Origin of the sequence: Siphonobacter aquaeclarae, assembly GCF_900103285.1 — a bacterium.
Classification (GTDB): domain Bacteria; phylum Bacteroidota; class Bacteroidia; order Cytophagales; family Spirosomataceae; genus Siphonobacter; species Siphonobacter aquaeclarae.
Map to the genome: position 1 here is coordinate 64,421 of NZ_FNGS01000001.1, position 26,955 is coordinate 91,375.

General features: G+C 54.2%; 20 protein-coding genes. 13 read left to right on the plus strand and 7 right to left on the minus strand.

Translation table 11 applies throughout. The features are described from left to right. Nucleotides 1-248 precede the first annotated feature (248 nt). From BLR09_RS00225 to parS, 3 genes are all read right to left on the minus strand, one after another. A complete protein-coding gene (locus BLR09_RS00225) occupies nt 249-980 on the minus strand; it encodes a PIN domain-containing protein (RefSeq protein ID WP_093196349.1) in 732 nt (243 codons plus the stop codon). A gap of 594 nt (nt 981-1,574) precedes the next feature. Next, nucleotides 1,575-2,045 carry an RES family NAD+ phosphorylase gene (locus tag BLR09_RS00230; RefSeq protein ID WP_093196352.1) on the minus strand — a complete coding sequence of 157 codons (471 nt, stop codon included), beginning with the start codon at nt 2,043-2,045 and terminating at the stop codon, nt 1,575-1,577. Nucleotides 2,046-2,048: 3 nt separating this feature from the next. Then, entirely contained in the window at nt 2,049-2,444 is a 396-nt protein-coding gene (gene parS, locus BLR09_RS00235) for a type II RES/Xre toxin-antitoxin system antitoxin (protein ID WP_093196356.1), read from the minus strand. A 145-nt stretch (nt 2,445-2,589) separates the two neighbouring features. On the opposite strand from parS, the gene BLR09_RS00240 reads away from it, so the two are divergent. From BLR09_RS00240 to BLR09_RS00250, 3 genes are all read left to right on the plus strand, one after another. Further along, nucleotides 2,590-4,656, plus strand: a complete 2,067-nt coding sequence (locus BLR09_RS00240; protein ID WP_093196358.1) for an alpha-amylase family protein — start codon at nt 2,590-2,592, stop codon at nt 4,654-4,656. 92 nt (nt 4,657-4,748) lie between these two features. After that, complete coding sequence (locus BLR09_RS00245) at nt 4,749-6,320, plus strand: serine hydrolase domain-containing protein (RefSeq protein WP_093196360.1); 1,572 nt, start codon at nt 4,749-4,751, stop codon at nt 6,318-6,320. A 154-nt stretch (nt 6,321-6,474) separates the two neighbouring features. Then, nucleotides 6,475-7,713, plus strand: coding sequence for an asparagine synthetase B (locus BLR09_RS00250; RefSeq protein WP_093196362.1), 1,239 nt, complete (start codon nt 6,475-6,477; stop codon nt 7,711-7,713). Here BLR09_RS00250 and BLR09_RS00255 read toward each other — a convergent pair. Then, on the minus strand, nt 7,710-8,129 hold the full coding sequence (locus BLR09_RS00255; protein ID WP_093196365.1) for a nuclear transport factor 2 family protein: 420 nt from the start codon (nt 8,127-8,129) through the stop codon (nt 7,710-7,712). The two genes, BLR09_RS00250 and BLR09_RS00255, sit on opposite strands and share 4 nt — an antisense overlap. Before the next feature lie 92 nt (nt 8,130-8,221). On the opposite strand from BLR09_RS00255, the gene BLR09_RS00260 reads away from it, so the two are divergent. From BLR09_RS00260 to BLR09_RS00285, 6 genes are all read left to right on the plus strand, one after another. Further along, nucleotides 8,222-9,031: an AraC family transcriptional regulator gene (locus BLR09_RS00260; RefSeq protein ID WP_093196367.1), complete on the plus strand. Its 810-nt coding sequence runs from the start codon at nt 8,222-8,224 to the stop codon at nt 9,029-9,031. Nucleotides 9,032-9,128: 97 nt separating this feature from the next. After that, nucleotides 9,129-10,352 carry a sialidase family protein gene (locus BLR09_RS00265; RefSeq protein WP_093196369.1) on the plus strand — a complete coding sequence of 408 codons (1,224 nt, stop codon included), beginning with the start codon at nt 9,129-9,131 and terminating at the stop codon, nt 10,350-10,352. 291 nt (nt 10,353-10,643) lie between these two features. Next, nucleotides 10,644-12,209 carry a hybrid sensor histidine kinase/response regulator gene (locus BLR09_RS00270; RefSeq protein ID WP_093196371.1) on the plus strand — a complete coding sequence of 522 codons (1,566 nt, stop codon included), beginning with the start codon at nt 10,644-10,646 and terminating at the stop codon, nt 12,207-12,209. A 20-nt stretch (nt 12,210-12,229) separates the two neighbouring features. Then, complete coding sequence (locus tag BLR09_RS00275; RefSeq protein WP_093196374.1) at nt 12,230-15,769, plus strand: response regulator; 3,540 nt, start codon at nt 12,230-12,232, stop codon at nt 15,767-15,769. A gap of 5 nt (nt 15,770-15,774) precedes the next feature. Beyond that, nucleotides 15,775-16,140, plus strand: a complete 366-nt coding sequence (locus BLR09_RS00280) for a response regulator (protein ID WP_093197750.1) — start codon at nt 15,775-15,777, stop codon at nt 16,138-16,140. Further along, nucleotides 16,140-16,952, plus strand: a complete 813-nt coding sequence (locus tag BLR09_RS00285) for a CheR family methyltransferase (protein ID WP_093197752.1) — start codon at nt 16,140-16,142, stop codon at nt 16,950-16,952. The genes BLR09_RS00280 and BLR09_RS00285 overlap by 1 nt, the downstream gene beginning before the upstream one ends. Here the strand turns inward: BLR09_RS00285 and BLR09_RS00290 are convergent. After that, the gene (locus BLR09_RS00290; protein ID WP_093196377.1) at nt 16,949-17,368 is read right to left on the minus strand and encodes an SRPBCC family protein; all 420 of its coding nucleotides are present in this window, start codon (nt 17,366-17,368) and stop codon (nt 16,949-16,951) included. The two genes, BLR09_RS00285 and BLR09_RS00290, sit on opposite strands and share 4 nt — an antisense overlap. A gap of 2 nt (nt 17,369-17,370) precedes the next feature. Beyond that, a complete protein-coding gene (locus BLR09_RS00295; RefSeq protein WP_093196379.1) occupies nt 17,371-17,679 on the minus strand; it encodes an ArsR/SmtB family transcription factor in 309 nt (102 codons plus the stop codon). 179 nt (nt 17,680-17,858) lie between these two features. Here BLR09_RS00295 and BLR09_RS00300 point away from each other — a divergent pair, with 179 nt between their 5' ends. The 3 genes from BLR09_RS00300 to BLR09_RS00310 all read left to right on the plus strand — a co-directional run bounded on the left by BLR09_RS00300 (nt 17,859) and on the right by BLR09_RS00310 (nt 19,216). Further along, nucleotides 17,859-18,194 carry an ArsR/SmtB family transcription factor gene (locus tag BLR09_RS00300; protein ID WP_093196381.1) on the plus strand — a complete coding sequence of 112 codons (336 nt, stop codon included), beginning with the start codon at nt 17,859-17,861 and terminating at the stop codon, nt 18,192-18,194. Beyond that, nucleotides 18,178-18,672: an SRPBCC family protein gene (locus tag BLR09_RS00305; protein ID WP_093196383.1), complete on the plus strand. Its 495-nt coding sequence runs from the start codon at nt 18,178-18,180 to the stop codon at nt 18,670-18,672. The genes BLR09_RS00300 and BLR09_RS00305 overlap by 17 nt, the downstream gene beginning before the upstream one ends. Nucleotides 18,673-18,799: 127 nt before the next feature. After that, complete coding sequence (locus BLR09_RS00310) at nt 18,800-19,216, plus strand: SRPBCC family protein (RefSeq protein ID WP_093196385.1); 417 nt, start codon at nt 18,800-18,802, stop codon at nt 19,214-19,216. 129 nt (nt 19,217-19,345) lie between these two features. On the opposite strand, the gene BLR09_RS00315 is transcribed toward BLR09_RS00310, so the two are convergent. After that, complete coding sequence (locus tag BLR09_RS00315) at nt 19,346-23,335, minus strand: hybrid sensor histidine kinase/response regulator transcription factor (protein WP_093196387.1); 3,990 nt, start codon at nt 23,333-23,335, stop codon at nt 19,346-19,348. 315 nt (nt 23,336-23,650) lie between these two features. Here BLR09_RS00315 and BLR09_RS00320 point away from each other — a divergent pair, with 315 nt between their 5' ends. Next, on the plus strand, nt 23,651-26,953 hold the full coding sequence (locus BLR09_RS00320) for a SusC/RagA family TonB-linked outer membrane protein (RefSeq protein ID WP_093196389.1): 3,303 nt from the start codon (nt 23,651-23,653) through the stop codon (nt 26,951-26,953). Nucleotides 26,954-26,955: the final 2 nt, after the last annotated feature.

Genomic DNA, 26,955 nt, shown 5'->3' on the forward strand with positions numbered 1-26,955 from the left:
AAGCAAATGTATCTAGATATAGGTCTATTTGCCATTAGTAGGATTGAATTTAGATTTGAGAATGCCAATCTTTGAAGATTAAGCCCGGAATCTGCGTTTCGATTATGTATATTTTTAATTGTAGATATTGAATTTTTATTCTTAATATAAGCGGTATTTATTTTTACTCTTAGAAGTTAATAACTTCATACACTATAGCAAATAAAAATTAAACCAATATAACAAATTCATAACTAGAATATGATGCCTCAATCTTCACTATAGTCGTCAGGTAATTCTCGAATCATTCTATCTTCCAAGGTCTTAAGTTTAGGATCTATTTTGATATCAGCTATTTTAAAAGCTTCGGATATTTTACTTGTAATTCCTAGTACAAATCTGCCGGTATGTTTATGGTATTCTTTTTTTAACACTGCTATATGTGTCTTAAATGATCCATCGCGACAAATAATTATTATATCGTCATCAGTATTGTTTAATATCAATTCCCAATTGATTTCGTCTCCAATCGAAGCCTTCCCTTGACTGGTTGGAGGATTTCCTTTTAATTTTCTTTTTTCTGCATTTGCAAGTATGAAGTCATCCATCTTTAATAATGTATCATTTTTTATAGCGTAGTTTGTAAGTTCATTAAAAAAGAAAGCAACAGGATCGTGAGTTTCAGAGTCGATAAATCGCTCAATTGCTGTCCGTACTTTGTTTCTCTGATCTTCATATTGCTTTTGTATTTTTATTAATTCCTTATATTCGCTAGTATCATTTAGTAGAGAACTTGGAATATTTTCCAATTTTGAGTCTTTCATAAAAAGGCCCTTAAGCTCATTTAGTATTTTCTCTCTATTGCGATGAAATTCATCAATAATTTGATCGATCAGTATTATTTTGTCCGAGTGTTCTGTTAGTGAATTCAGCAACTGTATGCTCTCGTTGTTATAGCGATAGAAGTCTAAGTATATATTGGTGTCGATCAAAAATTTCATAGTTCTAACTTTTGAAGTATAAATCAAATAAAAATAATAATTTCTATTTGATTGGCTATATGTTATTTAAGGAAATCAGTCCCTTATAGGTATGAAGATATATGGAAATAATGGAAGATATAGAGATACTAACTTAATTTGCATGTAAACGGTTTTTAATGAGAATGAATTTATACGAATGATTGGATACGGTGTTAGTATTTGTTTTAAGTATTTATCACCTATTGGCACTAGTCTGGCGTCTATTATTGGACTATAGAGCAGTATGCTAAGAAAGATTGAAAATGGTTTTTGATTGGATAGATCATTTGAGATAAAGTCGTTGACAAGCTACGTCAGCGTACTGGCATAAGTATTTATATGATTTGGTTTTCTATATAATAGAATAAAATGCTCAGAATATTGGTTAAAATAAAATGATCTTAAAATGGTTATATTTATCGTGCCTCTTTATGGTTATATATGTGAATGTTATTTGCAACGCGGCTTAGTTAGATTGTTTTGGGATAAGTATTTTACACATTCCGTGATGTTAATTGGGCTTCTGGAAGGGCTGTCTGTTGCCGCATTTCGGACAAATTGAATTAGCTTCTCCTATACGGGATCATTCCACAACCTTCTCTCCACCGGAAAAGGCTCCTGACGGACTATTTTAACCTCCTGAAACAGGGGATGAAGCGGATGAAGCAGGTAGTTGTAGGACATCGTCACGACGACTGAGGGTACTGCCACTGCGAGCGTATCCGGTTTGCGGAGCCAGTCCTCCAGGATCCATTGCGAGCGTTCATAGCCGGGATCCTGCCAGTAGGCGGGAAGTTCGTCGGCCGGAAGGTAGCGGACGCTGTCCGGGATTTCGAGGGTGAAGAGCCACATCGCCGGCAGTTTTTCGTAGCGTACCCGCGGCGCATGTACCAGTGACTCCACCAGGGCGAGCGCCGGTGAGGAAGTGGTATATAAAACCGGAAAATTCTTGGGATTCCAGCGGCCTCCGGCAATGCGCGCGCCTTCGGTCGACAAAGGATCGCCCTTATGCTTGTCTTTAATCGTCCGATAAACCGTCAGCATACGTTACCCCACGATTCCGTATTCGATCCGGACCAATACATCGTCGACGAGGCCAAAGCCCGTCGCGGTGTCAAGAAGTTGCACCGGAGACTGATCGTTCAGCTCCCGCAAAGGCGTCCGGAACCACTCGGCGAGGGTCTCCCCGTCGTTGTCGAATACGTCGTAACCGTGACGCAGCAGGTTGGTCAGGAGCAGCAGCCGCTCCGAAGCATCCCGGGCGAGGCGGTCCTCCGGCTTGAGCCGGTGCAGGTTCCGTTCCGACATGTTCAGAATCCGGGCCATCTCCTTGTCTGTCAGGCCGATAATCCCGGCGATCTTGTCGACCTCGGCGCGGGGCATGCCCTGCCGGGACTTGTCGATCACCAGGTAGGGCGCGTAGACTGCTGTTGCGTAAGCCATAGTGAAGTGAATTATTGCACGAATATAACTGCAATTTGGCATTAATTGTTTCCCCGGCTTATTCTTTTCACTTCGGAGGAAGAAGAAGGCAGGGGAAAATACCGTCTTTTCCCCGATATTCAGGTTTTATACCTCTGAATCTGTTATGAATCGACTTCTTCTTTTGTTGTTCCTGCTGCCGGCGGGAGCATTTCCACTGCGTGCCCAGGGTCCGCCCTGGTGGAAAGCCAACAACCTGCGCGTCATTCAGGTGAACCTGCCCGCGTATGAAGCGGCAACGCTGAATCCGGATTCCCTCGTGCATGACCTGCAATCATTTTCAGCCAATACGCTGATTATCAATGCGGGTGGTATCATGGCGTTTTACCCGACAGATCTGGATTTTCACTATGTCAATCCTTACATGAAACCCGGAACACTGGCCGCAGTCGTCGAAAAATGCCACCGATCCGGTATTCGCGTCATCGTCCGGTTTGATTTCAGCCGGGTACACGAAAGCATTTTCAAGGCGCATCCGGACTGGTGTTATGTTTCGCCGAAGGGAGAGCGGATTATCAACACGGATATGTATGTCGTGTCGATCAACTCTCCTTACGTGCAGGACAAGGCGTTCCGGATTATCGGAGAAGTACTGGAGAAATTCCCGGTCGACGGCATCTTCCTCAACATGCCCGGTTATCAGGTCAACAACCCTTATGAAGGCCGGTACCACGGCATCGATCAGAACGACTACGACCGAAAAGCCTTCGCGGCTTTCAGCGGGGGAAAAACGCTGCCGGTTGAAGAAAACAAAGCCGATCCCGTGTACCAGGAATACCTGTCGTTCAAAAAAGCGACTATCGAAAAGTGGTCGGAACGCCTGCATCAGCTCGTCAAATCCCGCAGTCCTCAACTAGCCATCTGTACTTATCTCGACAAGCATGTAGACATCATCCGGCACGAGTCCCAGACGAATTCCCTACCGTACTGGCCCTATTCCGCTTCAGATAACGTCGGGAATGCCGGCAATACCTTTCCCGATCACGTCATCAGCAACGCGAGTATCCAGCAGATCTCCTTTCAGTCGCGGTACAATGCCGTTGAGCCGGAAGAAGTACGCATCCGCCTCTACGAAAACATCGCGAACGGTTCAGGCCTGGATATCAGCCTCATGGGCGATCTGCGGGGGTATGAGGACGAACGCAATTTCCCTGTTATTCGGGAAGTATACGCCCATCACAAAAAGCACGAACGCTACTACGGCAAGTATACGTCGCCGGCCCGCGTAGTGGTAATAGCGCCCGGTTCCTGGCCTTCCGGCGAGCCCATGCAGGAATACCGCGGACTGCTTCTGATGCTCAAGGAAGCACATATTCCGGTTGATATACTGGAGGATGCGCAGCTCGCCAGCCGCGCCGACGCCCTCAAGCGCTACCGCGCCATTTTGCTTCCGGATATTACCTACCTCTCAGCGACAGGCCTGGATGTACTCAAAACCGCCTGCCGGAACGGCGCTGCGCTGATTGCCACCAACCGCTCATTTTCAGACAGTCCGGAAACATTGCAGGATCTTTTCGGGGCGAAAATCATCCGTCGCGACCGGGAAGGGGCCGGGTTTTACCTCCAGCCCGGGCCGCGATCTACCTTCACCCGCTTTCCCGGCCAAAAGATGCTTTTCTGGAAATTCAACCTCGGGGAGTATGATTTCAGCGGCGCCGACGAACGCGGTTTGCCCATTCTGGCCAAAGGCCGCCCCGGTCCGCCGGAAATCATCGGCGGGCACGATCCTACCGGAGTGTATGCGATGGGGCTGAAAAACTACGGCAACGGCAAGGCGGTCCTGCTGCCGGGAAATCTCGGAAAACTCTATTACCTGCATGGTTATCAGGAACATAAAAATCTGCTGCTCGACGTATTATACCACGTGTATCCTGACGCCGGGCAATTGTTGCAGACGGACGCTCCCGCCCGTGTCGAAACCATCCTCCAAAACCACGCTCCGACGGGCGGGCAAATCCTGCATTTGATCAACCTCACCGGATTCAGCGGGAATACCTACTTTCCGCCGCTACCTGTTCGCAACCTGTCGTTCCGTATCCGGACAGGCTTCCGGCCCCCGGCGCTGAAATCCCTGAAAACGGGCAAGCCGGTGGCATTTTCCTGGAAAGACAATATCCTTTCCTTCCGGCTTCCGGAGCTCGGCGATTACGATGCTGTCATCATCAATCGCTAGTCCTTTTCATCGAGTAGAAAAATGGCTACATTGACGGGGAAACGGGCTACCGTTCCTGATACAAACCTCTAACACCGCTTCCTCTTTCCATTATGACTGTCAGTCGTCGCGTATTTATGCAGCAACTGGGCCTCGGCGCCCTGCAACTGGGCGTAGTCAGTGCCCTGCCGGCCGCTTTACGGGCCGAACCGCTGAGATCGATTCAGCTTCCGCGCAGTACGCCGGAGGCGCAGGGCGTCGCTTCCTCGGGTATTCTCCGTTTTGTGGAAGCGATCGAAGCCGGAAAACTCAATGTACACAGCCTGATGGTCGTCCGCCACGGCAAGGTAGTTGCCGAAGGCTGGTGGGCGCCGTATGCCCCGACGCTCAGGCATACGCTCTATTCGCTGAGCAAGAGTTTTACGTCGACGGCCGTTGGGCTCGCCGTCGGCGAAGGTCGCCTCAAAGTCACCGACAAAGTCATTTCCTTTTTTCCGGACGACCTTCCGGCAACGGTCAGTCCTAACCTCGCGGCCATGCGGGTGAAAGACCTGCTGACCATGTCCACCGGTCATGAAAAAGATACTACTGCCCGGTTGCGCGAGTCATCCACCTGGGTGAAATCTTTTCTATCCCTGCCGGTGGAGAAGGAACCCGGCAGCCTTTTTGTGTATAACAGCGGCGCGACTTACATGCTGTCGGCCATTGTGCAGAAGCTCACCGGCCAAACGGTGCTGCAATACCTCACGCCGCGCCTCTTCCGCCCGTTGGGTATCGAGGGGGCCGACTGGGAGCAGGATCCCTCCGGCATCAATACCGGCGGTTGGGGTCTTCGCCTGAAAACGGAGGACATCGCCAAATTCGGACAATTGTACCTGCAGAAGGGCATGTGGAACGGCAAACGCCTGATTTCCGAAAACTGGATCGCCGACGCGACCCGATTTGAAGTACAGTCTGCCGGCGGGTCGCGGCCCAAGGCAGAAAACGACTGGCTGCAGGGCTATGGATACCAGTTCTGGCGCTGCCGGCACAATGCGTACCGCGGCGACGGCGCTTACGGACAGTACTGCATCGTTGTGCCCGAACAGGACCTCGTCATCGCCATGACCAGCGAAACGGGGAATATGCAGGCTATTCTGGATGAAGTCTGGACCCATATCCTCCCCGCGGCGACTACCGCAGGTCCGGACGCCCGGACCGAACTGAAGCAGAAACTCGCTTCGCTCCGCCTCCCGGTCGCGGAGGGATCGGCCGAGTCGCCGCTGGCGGAAAAAATATCCGGAAAGAGCTTCCGCTTTGATACGAATGAACTCCAGGCAGAGAGTATTTCACTGGCATTCAGCGGAAAAACCTGCCAGGTAACCTGGAAGGACAAGGAAGGAGCGCATCCGGTTGCCGTCGGATTAGGTTCCTGGAAAGAAGGGACGACGAACCTGTCGACCGAACCGCTGAAACTGGCTTCCGGGAAAATCCCCGGAGAGACGACTACCCGTATTGCCGCCAGCGGCGCCTGGAAAGACGCGGATACCTTCGAAATGACGTGGCGATTCAACGAAACGGCTCACTATGAGAATGTTACCTGCCGGTTTAAGGGAGATACCGTGGAGGTATCCTTCCTGCGGAGTATTTCCATTCTGACCAATACAAAGGATACCCGGCCGGTATTGACCGGGAAACTCGTATAGCGGCGTATCGCGGTTTCCATCGCAATGGAACACATATTCGGGGGACTGGTCGACGAATCAGTCTGCCTCCTGCAAACGGGCGGTATTATGCCGCCCGTTTTGTATCTTTCTGGGAAGTAACGGATTGAGTACCAGTTTTTAAACTTCCATTCCCATGGTCAGACTGGCTACCGTATTTTTCGTTCTCCTGGCGGGAGTCGCCCGGGCCAACGCCGTCCTCGTACCGATGGACGAACTACAGGCCAATCACCTCAAAGCATACGGTATCGCATACTGGGAGCTGAAGGCCGACCGGGAAGTAGAGTGGCTTCTCAACTACCGGGGAGGTAGTTTTATGATGGCTGCTTCCAACGCGCTTGAGCTGGAATGCAAGGTTCGCGGAGTATCCTATGAAGTCATATCCGATGCCGACGCCGAACGTATCCGCCGGGAGCTCGCCGATCCCAACGTCAACAGGGAAGTCGTCAAACTGCTTAAAGCGGCCAAAATCGTCGTTTACAGCCCCATCAAAGTCAGCAAGGCCAGTTTTGAAGATACCGACGCCGTACTGCTTGTCCTGAAATATGCCGAAATACCGTTCGAAGTCGTTTACGACGAGGAGATACTGAAAGGAGACCTCGCGCTGTACGACTGGCTGCACCTGCACCACGAGGATTTCACGGGCCAGTTCGGGCGCAACCGCCGGCGTATGTCGCCGGAAGACGTTGCCGCACAGACCGCTATCGCCAAAAAATACGGCTTCGCGAAGGTATCCCAGCTCAAGCTCGAAGTGGCGAAAGCAATCAAAGGCTTCTGCGCAGGCGGAGGCTACCTGTTTGCGATGTGTTCCGGCACGGAATCGCTGGATGTGGCACTTGCTGCGGAAGGCTCGGATATTGTTCCGTCGATTTTTGACGGAGACGGTGTGGATGCCCATCCCAATCTTGACTTCAGCAAAACGATAGCCTTCCAGAATTTTCAGCTCGATGTGTCAGAAGAAGACTACCCCGGTATGTCTTTTTCAACGATAAACGCCTCTTCGATGGGCTGGGGAGAAGAATCCTGGTTTTCGCTGTTTGATTTTTCGGCGAAGTGGGATGTTATTCCGGCGATGCTCGTTCAGAACCACGAATCCACCATCCGGGAGTTCATGGGGCAGACAACGGCTTTCAACAAAAATACCGTCAAGCCCGGCGTGCTCGTCATGGGGCAGAGCCGGAACTCGTACCGGTACATTTACGGAGAGCTCGGCCGTGGGCAGTTTACCTTTTACGGCGGGCATGATCCGGAAGGGCAGCGGGGCTTTCACCGCATGCCGACCGACCTCAACCTCCACCCGCACTCTCCCGGATACCGCCTGATTCTCAATAATGTACTCTTCCCGTCGGCCCGAAAGAAAAAACGAAAGACCTAGGAAAGTACGTCATTCCCGGGCCCGTATACCTCCCGGAAAAACGCGTCTACCCGGTGCTGGTCTTCCGGAAAATTGAATACTTCGGTGATCTTCCCGCCCTCCATCTTCCACAGCAGGCACGACATCGCATCGAGGTTGGCGATGTTTGAGAGGGAACTCCAGTTCCGGTGGCAATCGATCACATACTGATCGCTGACGCCCATAACAATCGGGCTGGCCTGAAAGGCCGCTTTTCCCAACTGACTCAGGTAGTCAAGTACTTCGGCGATGCCGGTTTTGACGCCGCTCAGCGGGTGATTGCCCGGAATATGCCAGCGGACGGACGGGGAAAGAATGGCTTCAACGCCGGCCTGATCGCCGGTTGCGTAGGCCTGAAAGAAGCGGTGGACCAGCTCCAGATTCGGATGTGTTGTCATAAAAAGGACGATTGTAAACCTTGCCGGCAAAGGTACAGGCCGTTATTTTGAGACTTTTACGCAAAAAGGACTCTCTTTTATCGGCATCGGCCATGGAAAGACAACCTATCAGCTGCCGTTCGATTATCGACCGGGCCGAAGAACCCTTCGTTCTCTTTCACGAACAGCTTGGCTGTTTTCAATCGGATTGGCATGCACACGCCTGGGGGCAGCTTGTGTATGCGGAGAAAGGCTGTATTCACCTCCGGAGCGAGGGCCGGAAGAGCCTGATTCCCGGCGGCTACGGCGTCTGGATTCCGCCGGATGCGGGGCACCAGATCTGGTCGGATAGCGTCTCCCTGCACATGCGGGCGCTGTGTTTTCCGGTGGGAGAGGGTATTTCGGGGGATGATATCGCCGTATTCCCCGTCTCATCATTGCTGCGCGAACTGATCCGGTATACCGAAAAATGGCGAGAGGGCGGAGATGATACGGTACAGCCTTTTCTCCGGGTGATTACTACGCTGATTCCGGAAGAGCTGAAAAAGGCAACGCTTGTTTACCTGCCGTCTACCGGGCACCCGAGGTTATCGGTTGTGCTTAGCTATATCCAGGCGCATCTTGCTGAATCGTTTTCGTTTGAATGGCTGGCCGGCGAGTACGGGTTTTCCGTGCGTTCGCTCAGCCGTCTTTTTCAGGCGGAATTGGGGACGTCTTTCTCCGGATACTGCCGGATCGCCCGCATCATGCGGGCGCTGGAACTGATCGAAGGCGGGGCAGATCATGTATCCGGACTGGCGGAGGACGTAGGCTATGAAAGCCTGCCTACTTTCAGCAATAACTTCCTGGAAATCTGCGGTCAGCGGCCCGCGCTATTTATCCGCAGCCGGAAAGGGCAGGTGGATGAGGCGGTTTCGGACTGACGGCATTCCTGCCTGAACGCCGAATCTTCCGGATTTTCGTTTATAACTATTCTAAATAAAGCCTACTTTTGCACGCAGCAACTCAATTCTGCACAGCATGAAAATACAGCTCCTCGGCCTGATGCTTTCCCTGGCCGTTACGGGCGCCTCTGCCTCCGGTATCGGCGGCGATACGACCCGCACCTATGCTATTCCGACGGTTTCGCTCACGCCGAAAGGCACCGTCGCCCTTTCCTGGACAGAAAAGGACGACAGGAATATCGTTCACTACTATTGGGCTGAGTCGAAAGACCAGGGCCGTACGTTTGGCGAAAAAAAGCAGATTTTTGAATCGCCGGGGATGAGCGGCTCCCGCCTGATGCGCCCGAAACTCCTTTTTAAGAAAGACGGAACCTGGGCCGCGGTATTTGCCCTGCGCGGTGATGTGCCGGCGGCAGCGGCTTCGACCGGCGGCCACGAGCATCATCATGGCGGCGAGGCGCCAAAGGCGCCGTCCGGTCGCCCGTCAGACCTGCAGATCGTCTTCAGTCTTTCCAAAGACCAGGGCAAAACCTGGTCGGCTCCCGCGCCGGTACACGCCGACCGTACCCCGAAAGTAGTGCGTGGTTTTTTTGATGCGACGGTACTTGCGAACGGCGAAATCGGTGTGGCTTACCTCCGCGATATCGACGGCCGGCCCCACGAGCGCGATTTGCGCTTTGTTACGTCTTCCGGAGATACCTTCGGCGGCGAGACCGTGCTGGATCCTTTTGTATGTGACTGCTGCAACATCAGCCTGCTGGTGGACGACAAAGGTATTCTGAACCTGTACTACCGTGAAAATCAGGAGAATATCCGTGACATTGCGAAAATGACGTCTTCTGACAACGGAAAAACGTTCTCAAAACCGCAGATTCTCTTTGCTGATAACTGGAAGATCAACGGCTGTCCTCACTCCGGCCCGACCTCCGCAGCCGGTCCGGGCGGAAACGTCATTTCCTGGTTTTCCGGAACGACGGAATCTCCGGGGATTCGCCTCGTAACACAGGAAGGCAAGCGCCTGCTGGTCATCGCCGACGCCTCCGCGAAAAACATGTACCTGGCAGCCGGCAGCAAATCCGCGGCGCTGCTGTGGGAGCAGCAGGGAACGGAAAGCGATCAGACCGTCCTGGCCTACCGTACAGTAAAGAAAGACGGTGTGTCGGAAGCAAAAGTACTTGGCAAAACGGCAAACGGGACCAATGCGAGCGGCGTTATCGCCGGCAATCGGCTGGTCGTCGCCTATGAAGTAAAAAACAGCCGGAACAAGAACACACTGGCGTTTGAATCCGTAGAACTCTGACAGGTTTCTGCCCGAAATAAAAGAAGAGCCCGTGCGTGAGTGCGGGCTTTTTTGTGCCTGCTTGCTCGCTTACCCATGCGGTTACGCGCTCTTTTACATCCTTGTACGCTCATTTTGACTTCCGTCGCATGCGACCTTCCGCGTCGGGTGCTTTGAGATGTTTTTTATCTTTTTTGTAACAATTTTGCCAAAAAGTAACAAGTCACCAGAAACAATTAGGTAGGTTTCGGGTTGTTACGGCGTGACAGGTCCCGCACCGTTCCACAAGCACCTGACGCAGATATACCTCACATGATTTTACTTGTCGACGACAGGCCGGAGAATATTCTTCCGCTGAAGAAGATACTGGAGTTGCACGGATTTACAGTCGATACCGCTGAGTCGGGGGAAGAAGCCCTGAAAAAAGTCCTTCGTGCCAACTATTCGGTGATGATCCTCGATGTGCAGATGCCGGGAATGGACGGATTCGAAGTCGCCCAGGCCCTGAGCGGTTTCAGCAAGGCGCGGGATACGTCGATTATCTTCCTTTCGGCGGTCAATAAAGAGAAACGCTTCATTACCAAGGGATATACCTCCGGCGGGATCGACTACCTGACCAAGCCCGTCGATCCGGATATCCTCGTCCTCAAAGTCAAAATACTCGACAAGCTATACCGGCAGCAGCAGGAGCTGCTCCGGATACAGGCTTCGCTCGAAAACGAAATCGACGTACGCAAGCGGGCGCAGGACGAGCTCGCCGGGCGCATGGACGAGCTTCGGTTTGTACTCGAATCGCTTCCGCAGATGGCTTTTTCCATCCGGCAGGACGGTGAAATCGAATTCGTCAACCGGCAATGGTTCCGCTACGCCGAGCATGCTTCGGTCTTTCCGGAGACACATCCCGCCGATGCCATCTGCGACGACTGGAAGACACATTTTCAGGCGGGTAAGGAGTTTTCCGCTGAAGTCCGCCTGCGCGACCGCGTTTCCGGCGAGTACCGGTACCACTTGCTCCGGATTATCCCCGTTGTCCGGGACGACGAATCTGTCGGCCATTGGGTGGGTACGTACACGGACATCCACGCGCAGAAACGCGCTTCTGAAATGCTGGAAGAAGAGGTGGCACTCCGCACGCGCGAACTCCTGGCTAAAAACGAGGAGCTGGAGCGGACCAACCACGAATTGCAGCAGTTTGCCTGGGTAGTATCGCACGATCTGAAGGAGCCGCTTCGCAAGATCCAGATCCTGAACCACGCAATCCGGGAGAAATTTCTGAAGGATGACGACGAAGCCGCTTCCTACCTCGATCGCTCGATCGCTTCTTCAGCCCGTATGTCCTTGCTTATCAATGATTTGCTGGAATACTCACGACTGTCGGCGCCGGATGCGTTTGAATGGACAGACCTCGACGAACTGGTCCGCGGCCTCCTGCGGGACTACGACGAACTCCTGCTCAGCAAAGGCGCGAGGGTAGAAGTAGCGCCGCTTCCGCCGATGCAGGTGATTCCGGGGCGCATGCGCCAGGTCTTTCAAAACCTGATCAGCAACGCCCTCAAATTTTCAGAGCAGGCGCCTGTTATCCGCATTGCCGCCGAGCGCATCGCCGAAAAAGCCATCCATGCCGAGCCGGATGACGAAGGTGAATTCTGCCGGATTACGGTGTCAGACAACGGCATCGGGTTCGACGAGAAATTCCTCGGCCGGATCTTCATTATCTTCCAACGGCTTCACGAACGAAGCCGGTACGAGGGAACAGGCATCGGCCTGGCTATCGCCAAAAAGAATATCGACCGCCATAACGGGCTGATCTCCGCCCGCAGTACGCCCGGAGACGGGGCTACTTTTATCCTTGTTTTACCGATCCGCCAGCCGGACTGAACCACTGCCTGTTCCGAACTATGTCTTCCAATACCGTCATCCGGCAACTACAGGTCGTTTTTTCGATCTCGATTGCCCTACTGATTGTCAGCCTGGTTGCTTCGTATTACAGTACTCAGAAACTCATTGACAACTCGCAGCTGGTCAACCATACCAACGAGGTATTACTTGAAGCAGAGAACATCATTTCGCTGATGAAAGATGCCGAGACCGGCCAGCGGGGCTACATCATCACCCGGAATACCTCGTTTCTGCAGCCGTACGAAGGCGCGGCGGAAAAGGTGGCAGACAGCTACGCGTCTCTCAAAAGACTGACGGCCGACAACCCGGCGCAGCAGCGGAACCTCGAGGATGCCAAAGGGTTTGCCGACGAGAAATTCCGGCAGATGCGCCGGGTCATCGACGTCACCCGAAAGATGGGAAGCACGGCCTCGGATACCGCTCTCCATCACGCCGAAATGGTGAAGGGCAAAGAGGTAATGGACGCCCTTCGCGGCACCGTTAACCGGATCAAAACCGAGGAAACCCGGATTCTGAAGGAGCGGATCGAGCAGCAGGATATCTACATCCGCTTTACGCCGGTATTGCTGGTACTGGCTGCGCTGCTGTCTATCGTGATTACTATTTCGTCCTATGTCCGGATCAAGAAAGACCTCGACGAGCGCATCGCCAAGCAGAAGCGCGACGAAGCCGAGTACCGCGAAACTACCCGGCGCATCGGCGTGACGGAAGACCTGACCCGGCGTATCGCCGACGGCGACTACTCCGCCCGCTCCGCCGATGATAAAGACGATGACCTCGGCCGCATTTCCAAAGGCCTGAACAGCATGGCCGAGGCGCTCGAGAAAAACTTTACCGACCTCGAAAACCGGAACTGGCTGCAAACCGGTACAGTACAACTGGCGGACGCCATGCGGGGTACGCGGGACCTGAAAAATACGTCTGTCGCAGTCCTGGAAACGCTGGTATCCTACCTTTCCGCCTCGGCCGGTACGCTTTACACCTGGAACGACAACGATACCTTCGAACTGCAGGCGTCGCTCGGCGCCGTTGAGCCGCCGAAGCAGGTAGTGACGGGCGTCGGCCTTGCCGGCCACGCGATCCGCTCCGGAAAAGTACAGGTGGTCTCCAACGTACCCGAAAACTACCTGACAATTCAGTCGTCGCTCGGGACCGGCGCGCCAGCCTCCCTTGTCTTCATCCCTCTTCTGTATGGCGGAGGGTGCATCGGGTTGGTTGAACTCGGCCTTTTCCGGAAAGTCGACGCCCGCGACCGCGAATTTTTCGACCACAACCGGGAATCCCTGGCAATCGGCCTGAATTCGGCGATGGATTACCTGCGGCTGCAACACTTTCTGGAAGAAACCCAGGCGCAGTCCGAAGAATTACAGGCTCAGCACAACGAGCTCGAAAACCTCAATGCCGAACTCGAAGCCCAGGCGCAGAAATTGCAGGCTTCCGAAGAAGAACTGCGCGTGCAGCAGGAGGAACTGCTGCAAACCAATACCGAACTGGAAGAGCGCGGACTGTTGCTCGAACAGCGCAACGACGAAATCGCCCGGAAGGCAGGTGAGCTGGAGCTGACGACGCGGTATAAGTCCGAGTTTCTCGCGAATATGTCGCACGAACTGCGTACGCCGCTGAATTCCATTCTCTTACTCAGCCGGTTGCTGTCTGAAAACCTGGAACAAAACCTGACCGGCGATCAGGTGGAATATGCCCGCGTGATTCAGTCGTCCGGAACGGGCCTGCTCGCCCTGATCGATGAAATCCTCGACCTGTCCAAAATCGAAGCAGGCCAGATGAAGCTCGAATTCGAGACCTTCCGCCTGCTAGAGCTGACAGAGGAGATTCAATCGCTGTTTTCGCCCGTTGCCCGGGAAAAACAACTCGAATTCGAGATTTCGATTCAGGACGATGTACGTACAGAGTTTGAATCAGACCGGATGCGTCTCGGCCAAATCCTGAAAAACCTCCTTTCCAATGCTTTCAAGTTTACAGCGGAAGGAAGCGTCCGGCTGGACATCCGCCGGGAAGGGCTCGATCGCCTGGTCTTTTCGGTGAAGGATACCGGCATCGGCATTCCTCCCGAAAAACAACAACTGATTTTTGAAGCCTTCCAGCAGGCCGACGGGTCGACGAAACGCAAATACGGCGGCACGGGATTAGGCCTGTCGATCAGCCGGGAAATTGCGAGGTTGCTCGGAGGGGAATTGACGGTTACCTCGGTCGTCAACCTCGGAAGCGAGTTCCGTCTGCTGCTGCCGCTCTCCGCAGAAGTGCCCGCGGCGGTAGCCGAAACGTCCCCCGCTCCGCGCCGGTACATCAGTACTTCGATTCCGGAGAGTATCCCGGACGATCGCGCGTCTATTGTTTCCGGAGACAAGGTAATTCTCATCGTGGAAGACGATACGTCCTTTGCACGTTCGCTGCTCGACTATGCCCGGAAGCAGGGGTATAAAGGTATTGTGGCCGTTCGGGGCGACGAAGGACTTGAACTGGCCGGGCAGTACCGGCCTATGGGCATATTGCTGGATATCCAGCTGCCGGTAATGAGCGGCTGGGAGGTGATGGACGCCCTGAAAAACAACCCGCAGACGCGCCCGATCCCGGTGCATATCATGTCGTCACACAAGCTGAAAACGGAAAGTCTTCAGAAAGGCGCCGTGGATTTTGTGGACAAGCCGGTGGCGTTCGAGCAATTGACAGAAGTATTCCGGAAGATTGAATTTGTCCTGAACCGCGAATCGAAAAAGGTACTGATTGTGGAAGATAACCCGCGCCATGCCAAGGCGTTAGCCTATTTCCTCGAGACGTTCCAGATACACTCCGAACTGAAAAGTACCCTTTCCGACAGCGTCGAGGCATTGCAGCAAAAAGAAGTAGACTGCGTCATACTCGACATGGGTATTCCGGATACGCGGTCTTACGAAACGCTGGAAGCGATTAAGAAGAACCCCGGACTGGAAGGTCTGCCGATTATCATCTTCACCGGAAAGAGCCTGTCGATGGTAGAAGAACTGAAAATCCGGAAGTATGCTGATTCCATCGTCGTCAAAACCGCGCATTCCTATCAGCGGATGCTCGACGAGGTATCGCTCTTCCTGCATTTGGTGGAAGAAAACCGGCAGGCGCCCGTCAGCCCGGAGCTGAGAAGGCTGGGAGCACTCGAAGACGTACTGCGGGATAAGACGGTACTCATCGCCGACGACGACGTCCGGAATATTTTCTCACTCACAAAAGCCCTCGAGAAATACCAGATGCATGTAGTGACAGCGCTGGATGGAAACGAAGCCCTCAGCCATCTGAAGGAGAATCCGTCTGTCGATATCGTCCTCCTCGATATGATGATGCCGCAGATGGATGGCTACGAAACCGCCCGTAAAATCCGCGAGAATTTCAACTGGCGAAACCTGCCGGTCATCGCCGTCACCGCCAAAGCCATGACGGGCGACCGGGAAAAATGCATCGAGGCGGGCGCGTCCGACTACATCACCAAACCTGTTGACATTGACCAGCTGCTGTCCCTGCTCCGGGTCTGGCTCTACGAACGTTCCTGATGGGTATGCCGAAACGATTATTGCTCGTCGACGACGACGCCAAGAATATTTTCGCTCTCACGGCGGTACTGAAAGCCCGGTCGTTTCAGGTGCGGTCGTGCCCCGGTGCACGGGAAGCGATTGCCTTGCTGGAAGCGGGGGAGGAAGTCGACGCCCTTTTAATTGACATGATGATGCCCGAAATGGATGGGTACGAAGCCATTCCGCTCATCCGGAGCCTTCCGGGGCGGGCAGACCTGTATATCCTGGCCGTTACGGCACAGGCAATGCTGGGCGACCGGGAGCTGTGTCTCCGCGCCGGAGCCGACGAGTACATCTCTAAACCGATCGACATAGACAGGCTACTAACACTACTCAACGGAGCCCCATGATGCTGGACGAAGAAGAGATTTCCCTCTTGCTGAGCGACCTGTACGATCTCTACGGTTACGATTTTTCGAACTATGCGCGGGCGTCCCTGCGTCGGCGGATTTCCCGCCTGTGCTTGCTGGACAAATTCCCCAGTTTTGCGGAACTGCGCTACCGGGTGCGGACGGATCCGGATTACCTGATGCGGTTTGTCGAGGAGATTACCGTGAATGTCACCGAGATGTTCCGCGATCCGGAATTTTACCGGTTCGTGCGGGAAACCGTCCTGCCCGACCTTGGTTCCAAACCCTTTATCCGGATCTGGCATGCCGGGTGTTCGACGGGCGAGGAAGTATACTCGATGGCTATTCTCCTGCAGGAAGCAGGACTGCTAAAGAAATCGCTGCTGTATGCGACGGATCTCAACCCGTCCGTCCTTGAAAAGGCCAGACGGGGTATCTTTCCGCTCCACATGATGAAACAGTACTCCGAAAATTACGTCATGGGAGGGGGAAAGGCCGATTTTTCAGACTACTACACGGCACACTACGGCCAGGCCAAGTTCCGGGAAGAGTTGTCGGAGAAGATGATCTTCTCGACACATAACCTGGTATCCGACCGGTCTTTCAACGAATTCGACTTCATACTCTGCCGCAACGTCCTCATCTACTTCGACAAGGACCTGCAGGAGCACGTCCTGCGCCTCTTCGACGCCAGCCTGGGTACCCTGGGGTACCTCGCGCTGGGCACGAAGGAAACCATCCGGTTTTCTTCGGTCCAGCGCTCGTACCGGCAGGTAAGTAAGGAAAAGGTGTGGAGGAAGGTGGAAAACTAGCTCTCCAGGAACTTCGGCAGACTCTTTCCCAGAATAGAGGTCCACCCTTCCACAAAATTCCCCGGTGCAAAATCCGCTACCTCTTTCGGGAATGTTTCCAGGCCCCGGTGCGTCAGGAGCAGGCGGGTATCCGTCCCTTCCGGAAACAGCTCGAAAGTGACGAAGGAATTACCTGCGTAACCATCGTACCGCCAGCTGTAGGTGAGTTTCCGGCCGGGAACGACTTCGGTGATTTCGCAGAGGTGCCGGTACTCCCTGCCTTCGCGTCCGCCGAGAAATTCAAAGCGGTAGCCGACCACCGGCTGGAAGCCGGGAATATCGAAATACCACTGCTTCATTTTGGCGGGATTGACCAGCGCGTCCCAGACTTTTTCGGCCGGGGCATGGTAGGTACGATCAAATGTGATGGGCGTCATAGTTATTCGGGTTTTGAGAGAAATTCGTCCAATGCGTCCAGTTTGGCATTCCAGAAGGACCGGTATTGTTCCGTCCATTCCGCTACCTGCCGGAGCGACGCCAGGTCCGGGTGGCAGTACCGCTCCCGGCCTTGCTTCCGGATCGTAATCAGCCCGCATTCTGTCAGAATCCGGATATGCTTTGAAATAGCCGGTCGACTGATCGGAAAGTGGTCTGCTACCGCGTTGAGGTTCAGTGGCTGCCGCGAAACCAACCGGATAATTTCCCGGCGGGTGGGGTCAGCAATGGCGCCAAATACATCCCTGTTCATAAAATAGGTAACCTTTTGGTTACAAATTAAAATGAAACCTTTTGGTTACGCAATAGGCGAAACAGACTTTTCTGAATAAATCTCAAAAAAATCTTGCACGGCTAGTTGCGAAACCGATCGATTGCGCATACATTTGCAATCGATCGGTTTCGCAATTGTCTTTTTACCTGATAACGACTATGAGAAGGGATATTTTTCAAGCCATCGCCGACCCCACCCGGAGAGCCATCATCGCCCTGATCGCGCTCCAGGCCATGACGCCCAACGCCATTGCCGAGCATTTCGACAGCAGCCGGCAGGCTATCTCCAAGCACCTGCGCATCCTCACCGAATGTGAGTTGCTGCAGCAGGAGCAGCAGGGGAGAGAAATCTATTATTTGCTGAAAGTCGACAAAATGAAAGAGATAGATCAATGGCTCGAACAGTTCCGGAAGATCTGGGAAAGCCGCTTCAGCCAGCTGGACGATCTGTTAGCCACCCTCCAACAAAACAAGCCCGATGAAACTGCACTTTGATTTTCTGGTCAACAAACAAGACAACACCCTGACGATCCGGCGGGAATTCCGGGCGCCGAGACAGCTCGTCTGGAATTGCTACACCCAAAGCGATCTGCTCGAAAAATGGTTTGCCCCCAAGCCGTTGACAGCAAAGACGAAATCCATGCAGTTCCGGGAAGGGGGCCACTGGCACTACGCCATGGTCGAACCGAATGGTACCGAATACTGGGGTTTCACCGAATTCCTGTCGATCCATCCGATTGATTTTTATACGTCGCTGGACGCGTTCAGCAACGAAAACGGAGAGATCAATCCCGACCTGCCCAGAGCCCGGTGGAAAGTCACGTTCACGGATAGCCAGGCGAATACCGTCGTCGAAACGGTCGTCACCTACCAGTCACTGAATGACCTCGAAACCGTTATTCAGATGGGTATGGAGCAGGGTATGACCTCTACCCTGGAACGCCTCGACGAACTGCTGGAAACGCTGGTTTAGTCCGATATCCCGTCAAAAAACCTGTCGGAAAAAGACCCCGGAATTGTCGTTTTCAGCCATTCCGGCCCGACAATTTCTACCGTAAGTTTGCCTTGTTCAAATTCATCTATCTAAAAAACACGTTACCATGAGCGCTGAAAAAATCACCATCGAAGCCACCGTCAATGCCCCCGTTGAAAAAGTATGGGAAGCCTGGAATACGCCTTCGCATGTAGTTCAATGGAATGCCGCGTCGCCTGACTGGCACTCTCCCAAAGCCGAAAATGACCTCCGCGAAGGCGGCAGTTTCCTCTATCGGATGGAAGCGAAGGACGGCAGCTTCGGATTTGATTTCGGAGGAGTTTACGACGAAGTAGTGCCCCTGAAGCGGCTCGCTTATACCCTCGGCGACGACCGTAAAGTCGAAGTCAATTTCACTGAGCAGGACGGCGGCACCTTCATTTCCGAAACCTTTGAAGCCGAAAGCCAGAACCCGGTTGATATGCAGCGCTTCGGCTGGCAGTCGATTCTGGATAACTTTAAGGCATACGCGGAGAAGGTATAGGGCTGAGGGCATGGGGTGACGACGCGCGCCATACCTGGATTCATTAGTCTCAGCGGTTTTTGAAGTGGCGTGGGGCAGAGGGCATAGGGGCGAGTATGCCACCCCATGCCCTATGCCCTCTGCTCTTTGCTACTTCCCCGCCGCGTACTCCTTCGGCGTCTGGCCGTACATTTTCTTGAATTCCTTGCTGAAGTATTTCCGGTCTTCGAAACCGACGGTATAGGCTACTTCGAAGACGGCATACTGATTTTGCCGCAATAACTGAGCTGCTTTTTTCAGGCGGATGGACTTGATGAGGTCATTGACCGACAGGCCCGTCAGCGCCTTGACCTTCCGGTAGAGCACCGGCGCGCTCATCCCCATCTTCACACAGAGCATCGCTACGCCAAAGGCGGTATCTTCCAGGTGCGCTTCTATGATGTCTGTCATTTTTTCGAGGAAATGGCCGTCGGGTGTTTCCACGACTGCCTTCTTCGGTTCAAGCAATACCTGCTTCGCGAATTTCTCCTGCATGCGGTGGCGCAGGCGCAGCAGATTCCGGACATTCAGCTCCAGTACCTGCACGCTGAACGGTTTGGTCAGGTAGGCATCCGCGCCGGTTTCCAGGCCGTCGATCTGGTGGGGAAGGGCCGCCTTGGCAGTCAGCAGAATCACCGGAATGTGGCTTGTACGCGGATCGTCCTTGAGCTGACGGCAAAGGGTAAGTCCGTCCATCTCCGGCATCATGACATCGCTGATAATCACGTCCGGGATTTGAGAAACGGCCGTTTCCCAGCCCTCTATACCATTTCCGGCAATGACGAGGTGATAGCGGCCGGCGAGCGACTCCTGAATGAAGGTCTGCATTTCCGGGTTGTCTTCGACCAGCAACAGCGTTGGTTTGCCTGATGCATCGGCCTGGGGTTCCGGAGCCGGGCCTGCGGGCGACGGCAGCGCCGCCGGTGCATATACAGGGTCCTGGACAAACTGAGCTTTATCAAAATGCGCCATTCCCTGCAACAGGGTGAGGGTAAAGCAGGTACGCCCGGCCCGCGGCCCGTCGGGGAGGTCGCTCTCAGCGGTGAGATTTCCGCGATGCAGTTCGGCAATGCTCTTCGACAACGCCAGACCGATACCGTAGCCCGTATTCTGGAAGCCATAGTCCTGTACCTGAAAAAAATTGGTGAAGAGCTTCCGGAGATTTTCCTGGGTGATACCGCGGCCGGTATTGACAAACCGGACTTCCGCCGCAGTCGGATTGGCCTGAATGAGTATGCTGATCACCCCGCCGTCGGGCGTAAACTTGAACGCATTTGTCAGGAGGTTGTAGATGATCTTTTCGATCTGCTCGCGGTCGAAATACAGAGGCAGCTGATCTACTTCCGCCAGAAAATCCGTTTGAATATTCCGGTTTTCAGCCTGCTCCTGAAACTGGCTGAAAATCTCCCGGATAAAAGACACGAGGTCGTTTTCCGAAACTTTCAGGGTCAGGTTCCGGGATTCGACTTTCCGGAAATCCATCAGCTCGCTGACAAGTTTCAGCAGCCGGTCGGTATTGGTCTGCACATAGGTCAGTTGCCGGTGCAGGGCCGGTTCTTCCCGGGCGGTAAGCAGCAGTTTTTCGACCGGGCCGATAATCAGCGTGAGGTGAGTGCGGATTTCGTGCGAAATATTGGTGAAGAAGTTGAGCTTCAGCTGATGGAGTTCGTAGTTCCGCCGGAAGGATTCCCGAAGCCAGAAAAAACGGATAATCAGAAACGCAATCCCCGCCAGCGTCAGCGCATAGAGGCCATACGCCCACCACGTAGCCCAGAACGGCGGCAGTACCCGGATAGGCAGGCGAATCGGTTCAGTGGTCCAAACGCCATCGTTGTTTCCCGCGCGGACTTCAAAGGTATAGTCGCCCGGCGGCAGGTTCATGTACGTTGCCGACGGAATACGGACTTGGTTCCAGTCGGTTTCGAGGCCGACCAACCGATAAGCGTACCTGTTTTTGCCCGATTTGATGTAGTTCAGAAGGGCGAAGTCGATCGTGAAAATAGATTGTCCGTGTGAGAACGTGAGTTCTTTTACCCGGCCGAGGTCTTCGCTGAGCAGGCCGGTAGCATCGCCGATTTCGACCGGCTTGTTGAAAAGCCTGAGACCGGTGAAAACCAGCGGCGGAACGTAATCGTTGGAGACAATCTGCCGCGGATCAAACCGTACCAGTCCGTGATAACCGCCAAAATACAGTTCTCCTGACGGTGCACGATAGGCAGCGCTGGGGCTGAATTCGTTGCCGGGGAGGCCGTCGCTCGTCGTGTAATTTTTAAACGTTTTCCGGACAGGATCAAAACGACTGAGGCCGTTATCCGTGCTGATCCAAAGGTATCCCTGATCGTCGTACAAGATTCCCTGCACGTTGTTATGCGCCAGGCCGTCCTTTTCGTTGTAGGCGGTGAAGGTACTGTCGTCCGGGTTGAGGCGGCAGAATCCGCCACCCGTCATCCCGACCCAGATCGTTCCGCGGGCATCTTCCTGAATGCAGTTGACTTCGCCGGAGGGTAACCGGTTGCTGCCGCCGGGCGTAAACCAGGTCAGCTGACGGCCGTCGGCGCTGAGCCGGTTGAGGCCACTGCCGGTTCCGATCCAGAACCGCCGGCGGGAATCCCGGAAAAACGTCCGGATGCCGGCACTCGTGATACGCAGCGAATCGCTGCCATGCCGGAAGCCGTTCTTTTCCAGGATATTCACGCCATCCCGGTCGGTACCCGCCCAAAGGCGTCCGAGGCCGTCTTCTCCTACTGCGATGACGTTGTCGGAACTAAGGGAGGACCGGTCGCCGGGCCGGTGCCGGTACGAAATAAAGCGGTCTCCTTCTTTTCGTTGCAGGCCGCCGAGGTGCATACCCACCCACCACTGGCCGCTTCCGTCCCGGAAGACGGCTTTGACGAGGTTCGACGCCAGCCCGGAAGGATTTCCCGGTTGACTTTGCCGGTTGCGGAAGGTACCGGTTTGCGGGTCGAAGAAATTGATGCCGCCGCCTTCCGTTCCGACCCAGAGGTGGCCGTCGGGATCTCCGGAGATGGAGCTGATGACGTCCTGGCTGAGGCTCGTGGCCGCTTTCTGATTCTGGTAGGCGAGGAAGGGTGTCGTGGACGAATAAACAATGTCTACACCACCATAGTACGTACCGATCCAGATCGATCCATTGGTATCCTGAAAAAGCGAATACGCTGAGTTCTGAGCGAGGCTTTTCCGGTTTTCCGGTTCGTGGCGGTAGTGGGAGAGGAGATTCCGGGAAGGATCGAAGAGACTGATCCCTTCCAGCGTAGCCATCCAGATTTTTCCGGAGCGGTCAGCCATGAGCGAGCGCACGTTCGGACTCAATAAGGGTTCTGGAAAAGGCCGGAAGGAATCAGATGCGGCATCATACCGGCTCACGCCGCCGTATTTGGTTCCCGCCCAGAGGGTACCCTGCCGATCTTCCAGGAGGCAGGTGACGAACGTATCTTTCAGGGGGTATTTTTTATAGCGGTACCCGCCCGGCACTTTCCGGAGGCGGAAGAGCCCGGAGGAGGTAGCTGCCCAGAGATATCCTCGGCGGTCTTCGCAAACCGCCCGTACTTCGTTCCCTTCCTTGCCTGGCCGGGCTGCCAGAAAAGGGACAAACCGGTCGGGACCTGTCCGGAGGTGCAGCCCGTTGCCCGTTCCTACCCAGAAATGATGGTGTTTGTCTTCGTATAGGCAATGGATCACGCTGCTGCGGAGGCGGTTGGCGGGATTGGCGACAATGCGGTGAAAACGACCGGATTTCGCGTCGTACCGGTTGAGACCGTAGGACGTTCCGAACCAGAGGTCTCCGCGGGAGTCGCAGAGGCTGGAGTGAACGTAATTGTTACTGATGGACGTGGAGTCCCGGTTGTCGTTAAGGAAGACGCGAAAATTTCGTCCGTCAAACCGGTTGAGTCCGTGACGGGTACCGAACCACATGAATCCGTTCCGGTCCTGCACGATGGTCAAAACCGAATTCTGGGATAATCCGCTCTCTACATTGAAATGATTAAAAGCGATATTCTGTGCCTGAGAACGGACAACCGGCATCGCAACCGATAGCCAGATCAGGAACCGAAGGACGGCGGGGGAGTAGTGTTCAGTCATAACCTCTTGCAGCACGCAGGGAAAAGACCGGAATTCCGGTGTTCTACCCTGTTTTCCATCAGATACTATTGAAGAATTCCGGGGGAAAAAAGTACAAATTCCAAGCCGGTCAATTTGGTCTGTCCAGAGTCCAAATCCTATGAATCTTTGGCACTTTTTTCGTTTCCCGTAATAAAATAGGGCATAAAAAGGGACGATTTAAAATATTCACCCCTTTCTTTTAGGATTTTCTCCCCCCTCCCGGACGGCCCCCGGTCAACTTTGTCTGCACCAATCTAAAGGAAAGCCTATTCCATTTTTTACTATCGTAAACCGATGATTTATTCCATGATCAGGAGCAGGAATCGACTGATTCCTCCATTAAACCGAACAGCCTTTCCGAAGCTGTTCATCCTTGTCGGCCTGCTGTTCTGGCTGGCTGCGGGAAGCGTATCCGCGCAGACGGGTGACCGGAAAATCACCGGAAAAGTAACGGACACCCTGGGGCAGGGCATTCCGGGTGTAAGCGTCGTGGCGAAGGGTTCTACCAAAGGAACTGTCACCGGCGCAGACGGGACATTTCAACTGACTACTTCCGCCGGGACGCTCGTTTTCAGCTCCGTCGGATTCACCACGCAGGAAGTACAACTCGGCGCCCAGACGGATCTGAAGGTATCCCTGAGCGAAGAAAACAAGGCCCTGAACGAAGTAGTCGTGGTCGGCTATGGCACGCAGAAGAAGGTGAACATGACCGGTTCTGTGGCGACTATCGGCGCGGCGAGTATCGAAAACCGGCCCGTCACCAACGTATCTTCTTCCCTGGCCGGTCTGGCTCCCGGGGTGTTCGTCCGCCAGGGTTCCGGCAAGCCGGGTTCCGACGGAGCGACCATACGTATACGTGGTACCGGTACTCTGAACAACAGCGACGCGCTTGTCATTATTGACGGTATCATGGGTTCGATGGACGCCGTCAACCCGAATGACATCGAGAGCATTTCCATTCTGAAAGACGCCGCCTCGGCCTCTATCTACGGATCGCTCGCTGCGAACGGGGTTATCCTGATTACGACGAAGAAAGGATCGGCCAACCGCGTCAGCGTAAGTTATACGGGCTTGTTTTCGTCTTCGACGCCGATGAACCGGCCGACGTTCGTTTCCGACAACGTCCGCCACATGCAGCTTTTCAACGAAGGCGCGCGTAACATCGGCCAGTCTGACGTGTATTCTGCCGCCACCATCGCGCTGTGGCAGGAAGCGAACAAAAATCCGAACGGACTGACATCCCTCGGCGTTCCGAACTATGTTGCCTATCCGAATACCGACTGGGGGCAGGTAGTCCTGACAAACAACGCCGTGCAGAACCACAACATTTCGGTAAATGGCGGAAACGACAAGGCCCTTTACAACCTGTCGATCGGCTACCTCGACAACCAGGGTCTGATGAAAAATACCGGTTCAAAGCGGTATCAGCTGCGGGCGAATGTAGAATCGAAAGTGGCTAAATTCCTGACCCTCGGCACGCAGACATTCGCGTCGATCCAGACCGTCGGCATGGCCAATACCGATAACCTCTTCAACTACCTCCGCCAGACGACGCCGGGTATTTATCCGTATTACAACGGGAAATATGGTTTCGCCCCTGCGCCGGAAGAGCCGGTTACGAACAACAACCTGCTGACGTACCTCGACGGAACGGGTGGTCACAACCGTACCAGCCGACTGAACACGACGCTCTATGCGACCGTCAACCTCATCAAAGGCCTGACGCTGGAGACCAAGGTCAACTACCAGCTCCGCCAGCAGGAGCAGAACTCCTACAGCAACCCGATTGAGCGCTGGGACTTTGCGACGAATATCCTCCGATCACAGGCAACTACGCCCGATCAGCTTTCGACGTCGTATTCGTACAACAAGGATTACCTGCTGACATTCGACAACGTACTCCGGTACAACACAACCATCGGCGGGGATCACGATCTCGGCGCGCTGGCCGGGTACAACCAGTACTACTTCAACTACTATGATTTCAGTGCGGCGAAGAAAGGCCTGATCGATTACAACAGCACGACGCTCGGTTCGGCATCGGAGATGCAATCCATTGGCGGACAGGAATATGACCGCGCGATGCGCTCGTTCTTCGGTCGTGTCAACTATGCTTACAAGTCGAAGTACATGGTGGAAGCGAACCTCCGGTATGACGGATCGTCGCGCTTCTCGCCGCAGAGCCGCTGGGGTATTTTCCCGTCGTTTTCCGCGGGATGGCGTTTGTCGGAAGAAGCCTTCCTGCAATCCCTGCACCGCCACGTTCAAAACCTGAAACTCCGGGCATCGTGGGGGAAACTGGGTAACAACGCATCCGGCGATTACGACTACCAGGCGACCTACGGCAAGGTGAACTACTCCTTCAATAACCTCGCGGCTTCGGGCCTGGTGCAATCCAAGTTTGCCAACCCGCTGCTGCAATGGGAGTCGACCACCGTGACGGATATCGGCCTGGAAGGGAATGCGTTCCGGGGTAAGATGAACTTCGAGATCGACTACTACAACAAGCTGACCGACGGTATCCTGACTACGCCGCCGATCTTCCTGACGGCAGGTACGAAAACCGCGCCGACGCAGAACACCGCCGCTGTACTCAACCGCGGGGTAGAACTCCTCCTCGGCTGGAAAGACAAGGTCGGCGACGTAAACTTTTCCGTCACCGGTAACTTCTCCTACAACCTCAACAAGGTAACCAACTACAAAGGGCAGCTTCAGGAAGGCTGGACGACAGACGCCAGCGGCAACCGGGTGTACAGTTCCAACCTCGGAACCGTATCCAGCGGCGGCGACAACCGCATCCTCGAAGGAAAGAAAATCAACGAATACTACCTGCTCAACGTGTACCGTGGCGATGGCTCGCACAACCGCCCCGATGGTACGGTGAATGTAAACGGCGGTCCAAAAGACGGAATGATCCGGACGCAGGAAGACATGGCCTGGCTCCAGGCGATGGTCGCCGCCGGGTATAGCTTCCAGCCGGTCGGCAAAGTCGGCAAAGCCCAGATCTACTACGGGGATATCATCTATGCGGATACGAACGGAGACGGTATTTACGGAAATACGTTCGACCGGACCTTCACCGGTACGTCGTCTGCTCCGAAATACAACTTCGGTCTGAATCTCAGCGCGTCCTGGAAAGGTTTCGACCTGTCGATGCTCTGGGCCGGCAGCAGCGGTTTCCAATACTACTGGAACGCAGAAGGCTACAACAACTCGATTGTACGCCTCGGCAACGGCATCGCTACCCGCATCGCCAACGATCACTACTATTACAACGACGCGAATCCGAGCGATCCCGCCAACAACATCAACGGGAAGTTCCCCCGGTTGAAGTACAACGGCGACAGCCAGAACACGGCGTCCAGCAACAACTGGCTCTACGACGCCTCCTATGTGAAGCTGAAAAACGTACAGATCGGCTACTCGCTTCCGCAGTCGCTCCTCGGCAAGATCGGCGTCAGCCGCGCCCGGGTATTTGTCTCCGGTGAAAACCTGCTGATGATCACGGCCTTCCCGGGCCTCGATCCGGAAATCGGCGGCGGCGTAGGCTATCCGACCATGAAACAATACGCTCTCGGGCTCAATGTAACTTTTTAAGA

Coding starts and splice junctions, on each gene's coding strand:
- BLR09_RS00225 (WP_093196349.1), bottom strand. CDS start 980: ATGAAATTTTTGATCGACACCAATATATACTTAGACTTCTATCGCTAT.
- BLR09_RS00230 (WP_093196352.1), bottom strand. CDS start 2,045: ATGCTGACGGTTTATCGGACGATTAAAGACAAGCATAAGGGCGATCCT.
- parS (WP_093196356.1), bottom strand. CDS start 2,444: ATGGCTTACGCAACAGCAGTCTACGCGCCCTACCTGGTGATCGACAAG.
- BLR09_RS00240 (WP_093196358.1), top strand. CDS start 2,590: ATGAATCGACTTCTTCTTTTGTTGTTCCTGCTGCCGGCGGGAGCATTT.
- BLR09_RS00245 (WP_093196360.1), top strand. CDS start 4,749: ATGACTGTCAGTCGTCGCGTATTTATGCAGCAACTGGGCCTCGGCGCC.
- BLR09_RS00250 (WP_093196362.1), top strand. CDS start 6,475: ATGGTCAGACTGGCTACCGTATTTTTCGTTCTCCTGGCGGGAGTCGCC.
- BLR09_RS00255 (WP_093196365.1), bottom strand. CDS start 8,129: ATGACAACACATCCGAATCTGGAGCTGGTCCACCGCTTCTTTCAGGCC.
- BLR09_RS00260 (WP_093196367.1), top strand. CDS start 8,222: ATGGAAAGACAACCTATCAGCTGCCGTTCGATTATCGACCGGGCCGAA.
- BLR09_RS00265 (WP_093196369.1), top strand. CDS start 9,129: ATGAAAATACAGCTCCTCGGCCTGATGCTTTCCCTGGCCGTTACGGGC.
- BLR09_RS00270 (WP_093196371.1), top strand. CDS start 10,644: ATGATTTTACTTGTCGACGACAGGCCGGAGAATATTCTTCCGCTGAAG.
- BLR09_RS00275 (WP_093196374.1), top strand. CDS start 12,230: ATGTCTTCCAATACCGTCATCCGGCAACTACAGGTCGTTTTTTCGATC.
- BLR09_RS00280 (WP_093197750.1), top strand. CDS start 15,775: ATGCCGAAACGATTATTGCTCGTCGACGACGACGCCAAGAATATTTTC.
- BLR09_RS00285 (WP_093197752.1), top strand. CDS start 16,140: ATGCTGGACGAAGAAGAGATTTCCCTCTTGCTGAGCGACCTGTACGAT.
- BLR09_RS00290 (WP_093196377.1), bottom strand. CDS start 17,368: ATGACGCCCATCACATTTGATCGTACCTACCATGCCCCGGCCGAAAAA.
- BLR09_RS00295 (WP_093196379.1), bottom strand. CDS start 17,679: ATGAACAGGGATGTATTTGGCGCCATTGCTGACCCCACCCGCCGGGAA.
- BLR09_RS00300 (WP_093196381.1), top strand. CDS start 17,859: ATGAGAAGGGATATTTTTCAAGCCATCGCCGACCCCACCCGGAGAGCC.
- BLR09_RS00305 (WP_093196383.1), top strand. CDS start 18,178: ATGAAACTGCACTTTGATTTTCTGGTCAACAAACAAGACAACACCCTG.
- BLR09_RS00310 (WP_093196385.1), top strand. CDS start 18,800: ATGAGCGCTGAAAAAATCACCATCGAAGCCACCGTCAATGCCCCCGTT.
- BLR09_RS00315 (WP_093196387.1), bottom strand. CDS start 23,335: ATGACTGAACACTACTCCCCCGCCGTCCTTCGGTTCCTGATCTGGCTA.
- BLR09_RS00320 (WP_093196389.1), top strand. CDS start 23,651: ATGATTTATTCCATGATCAGGAGCAGGAATCGACTGATTCCTCCATTA.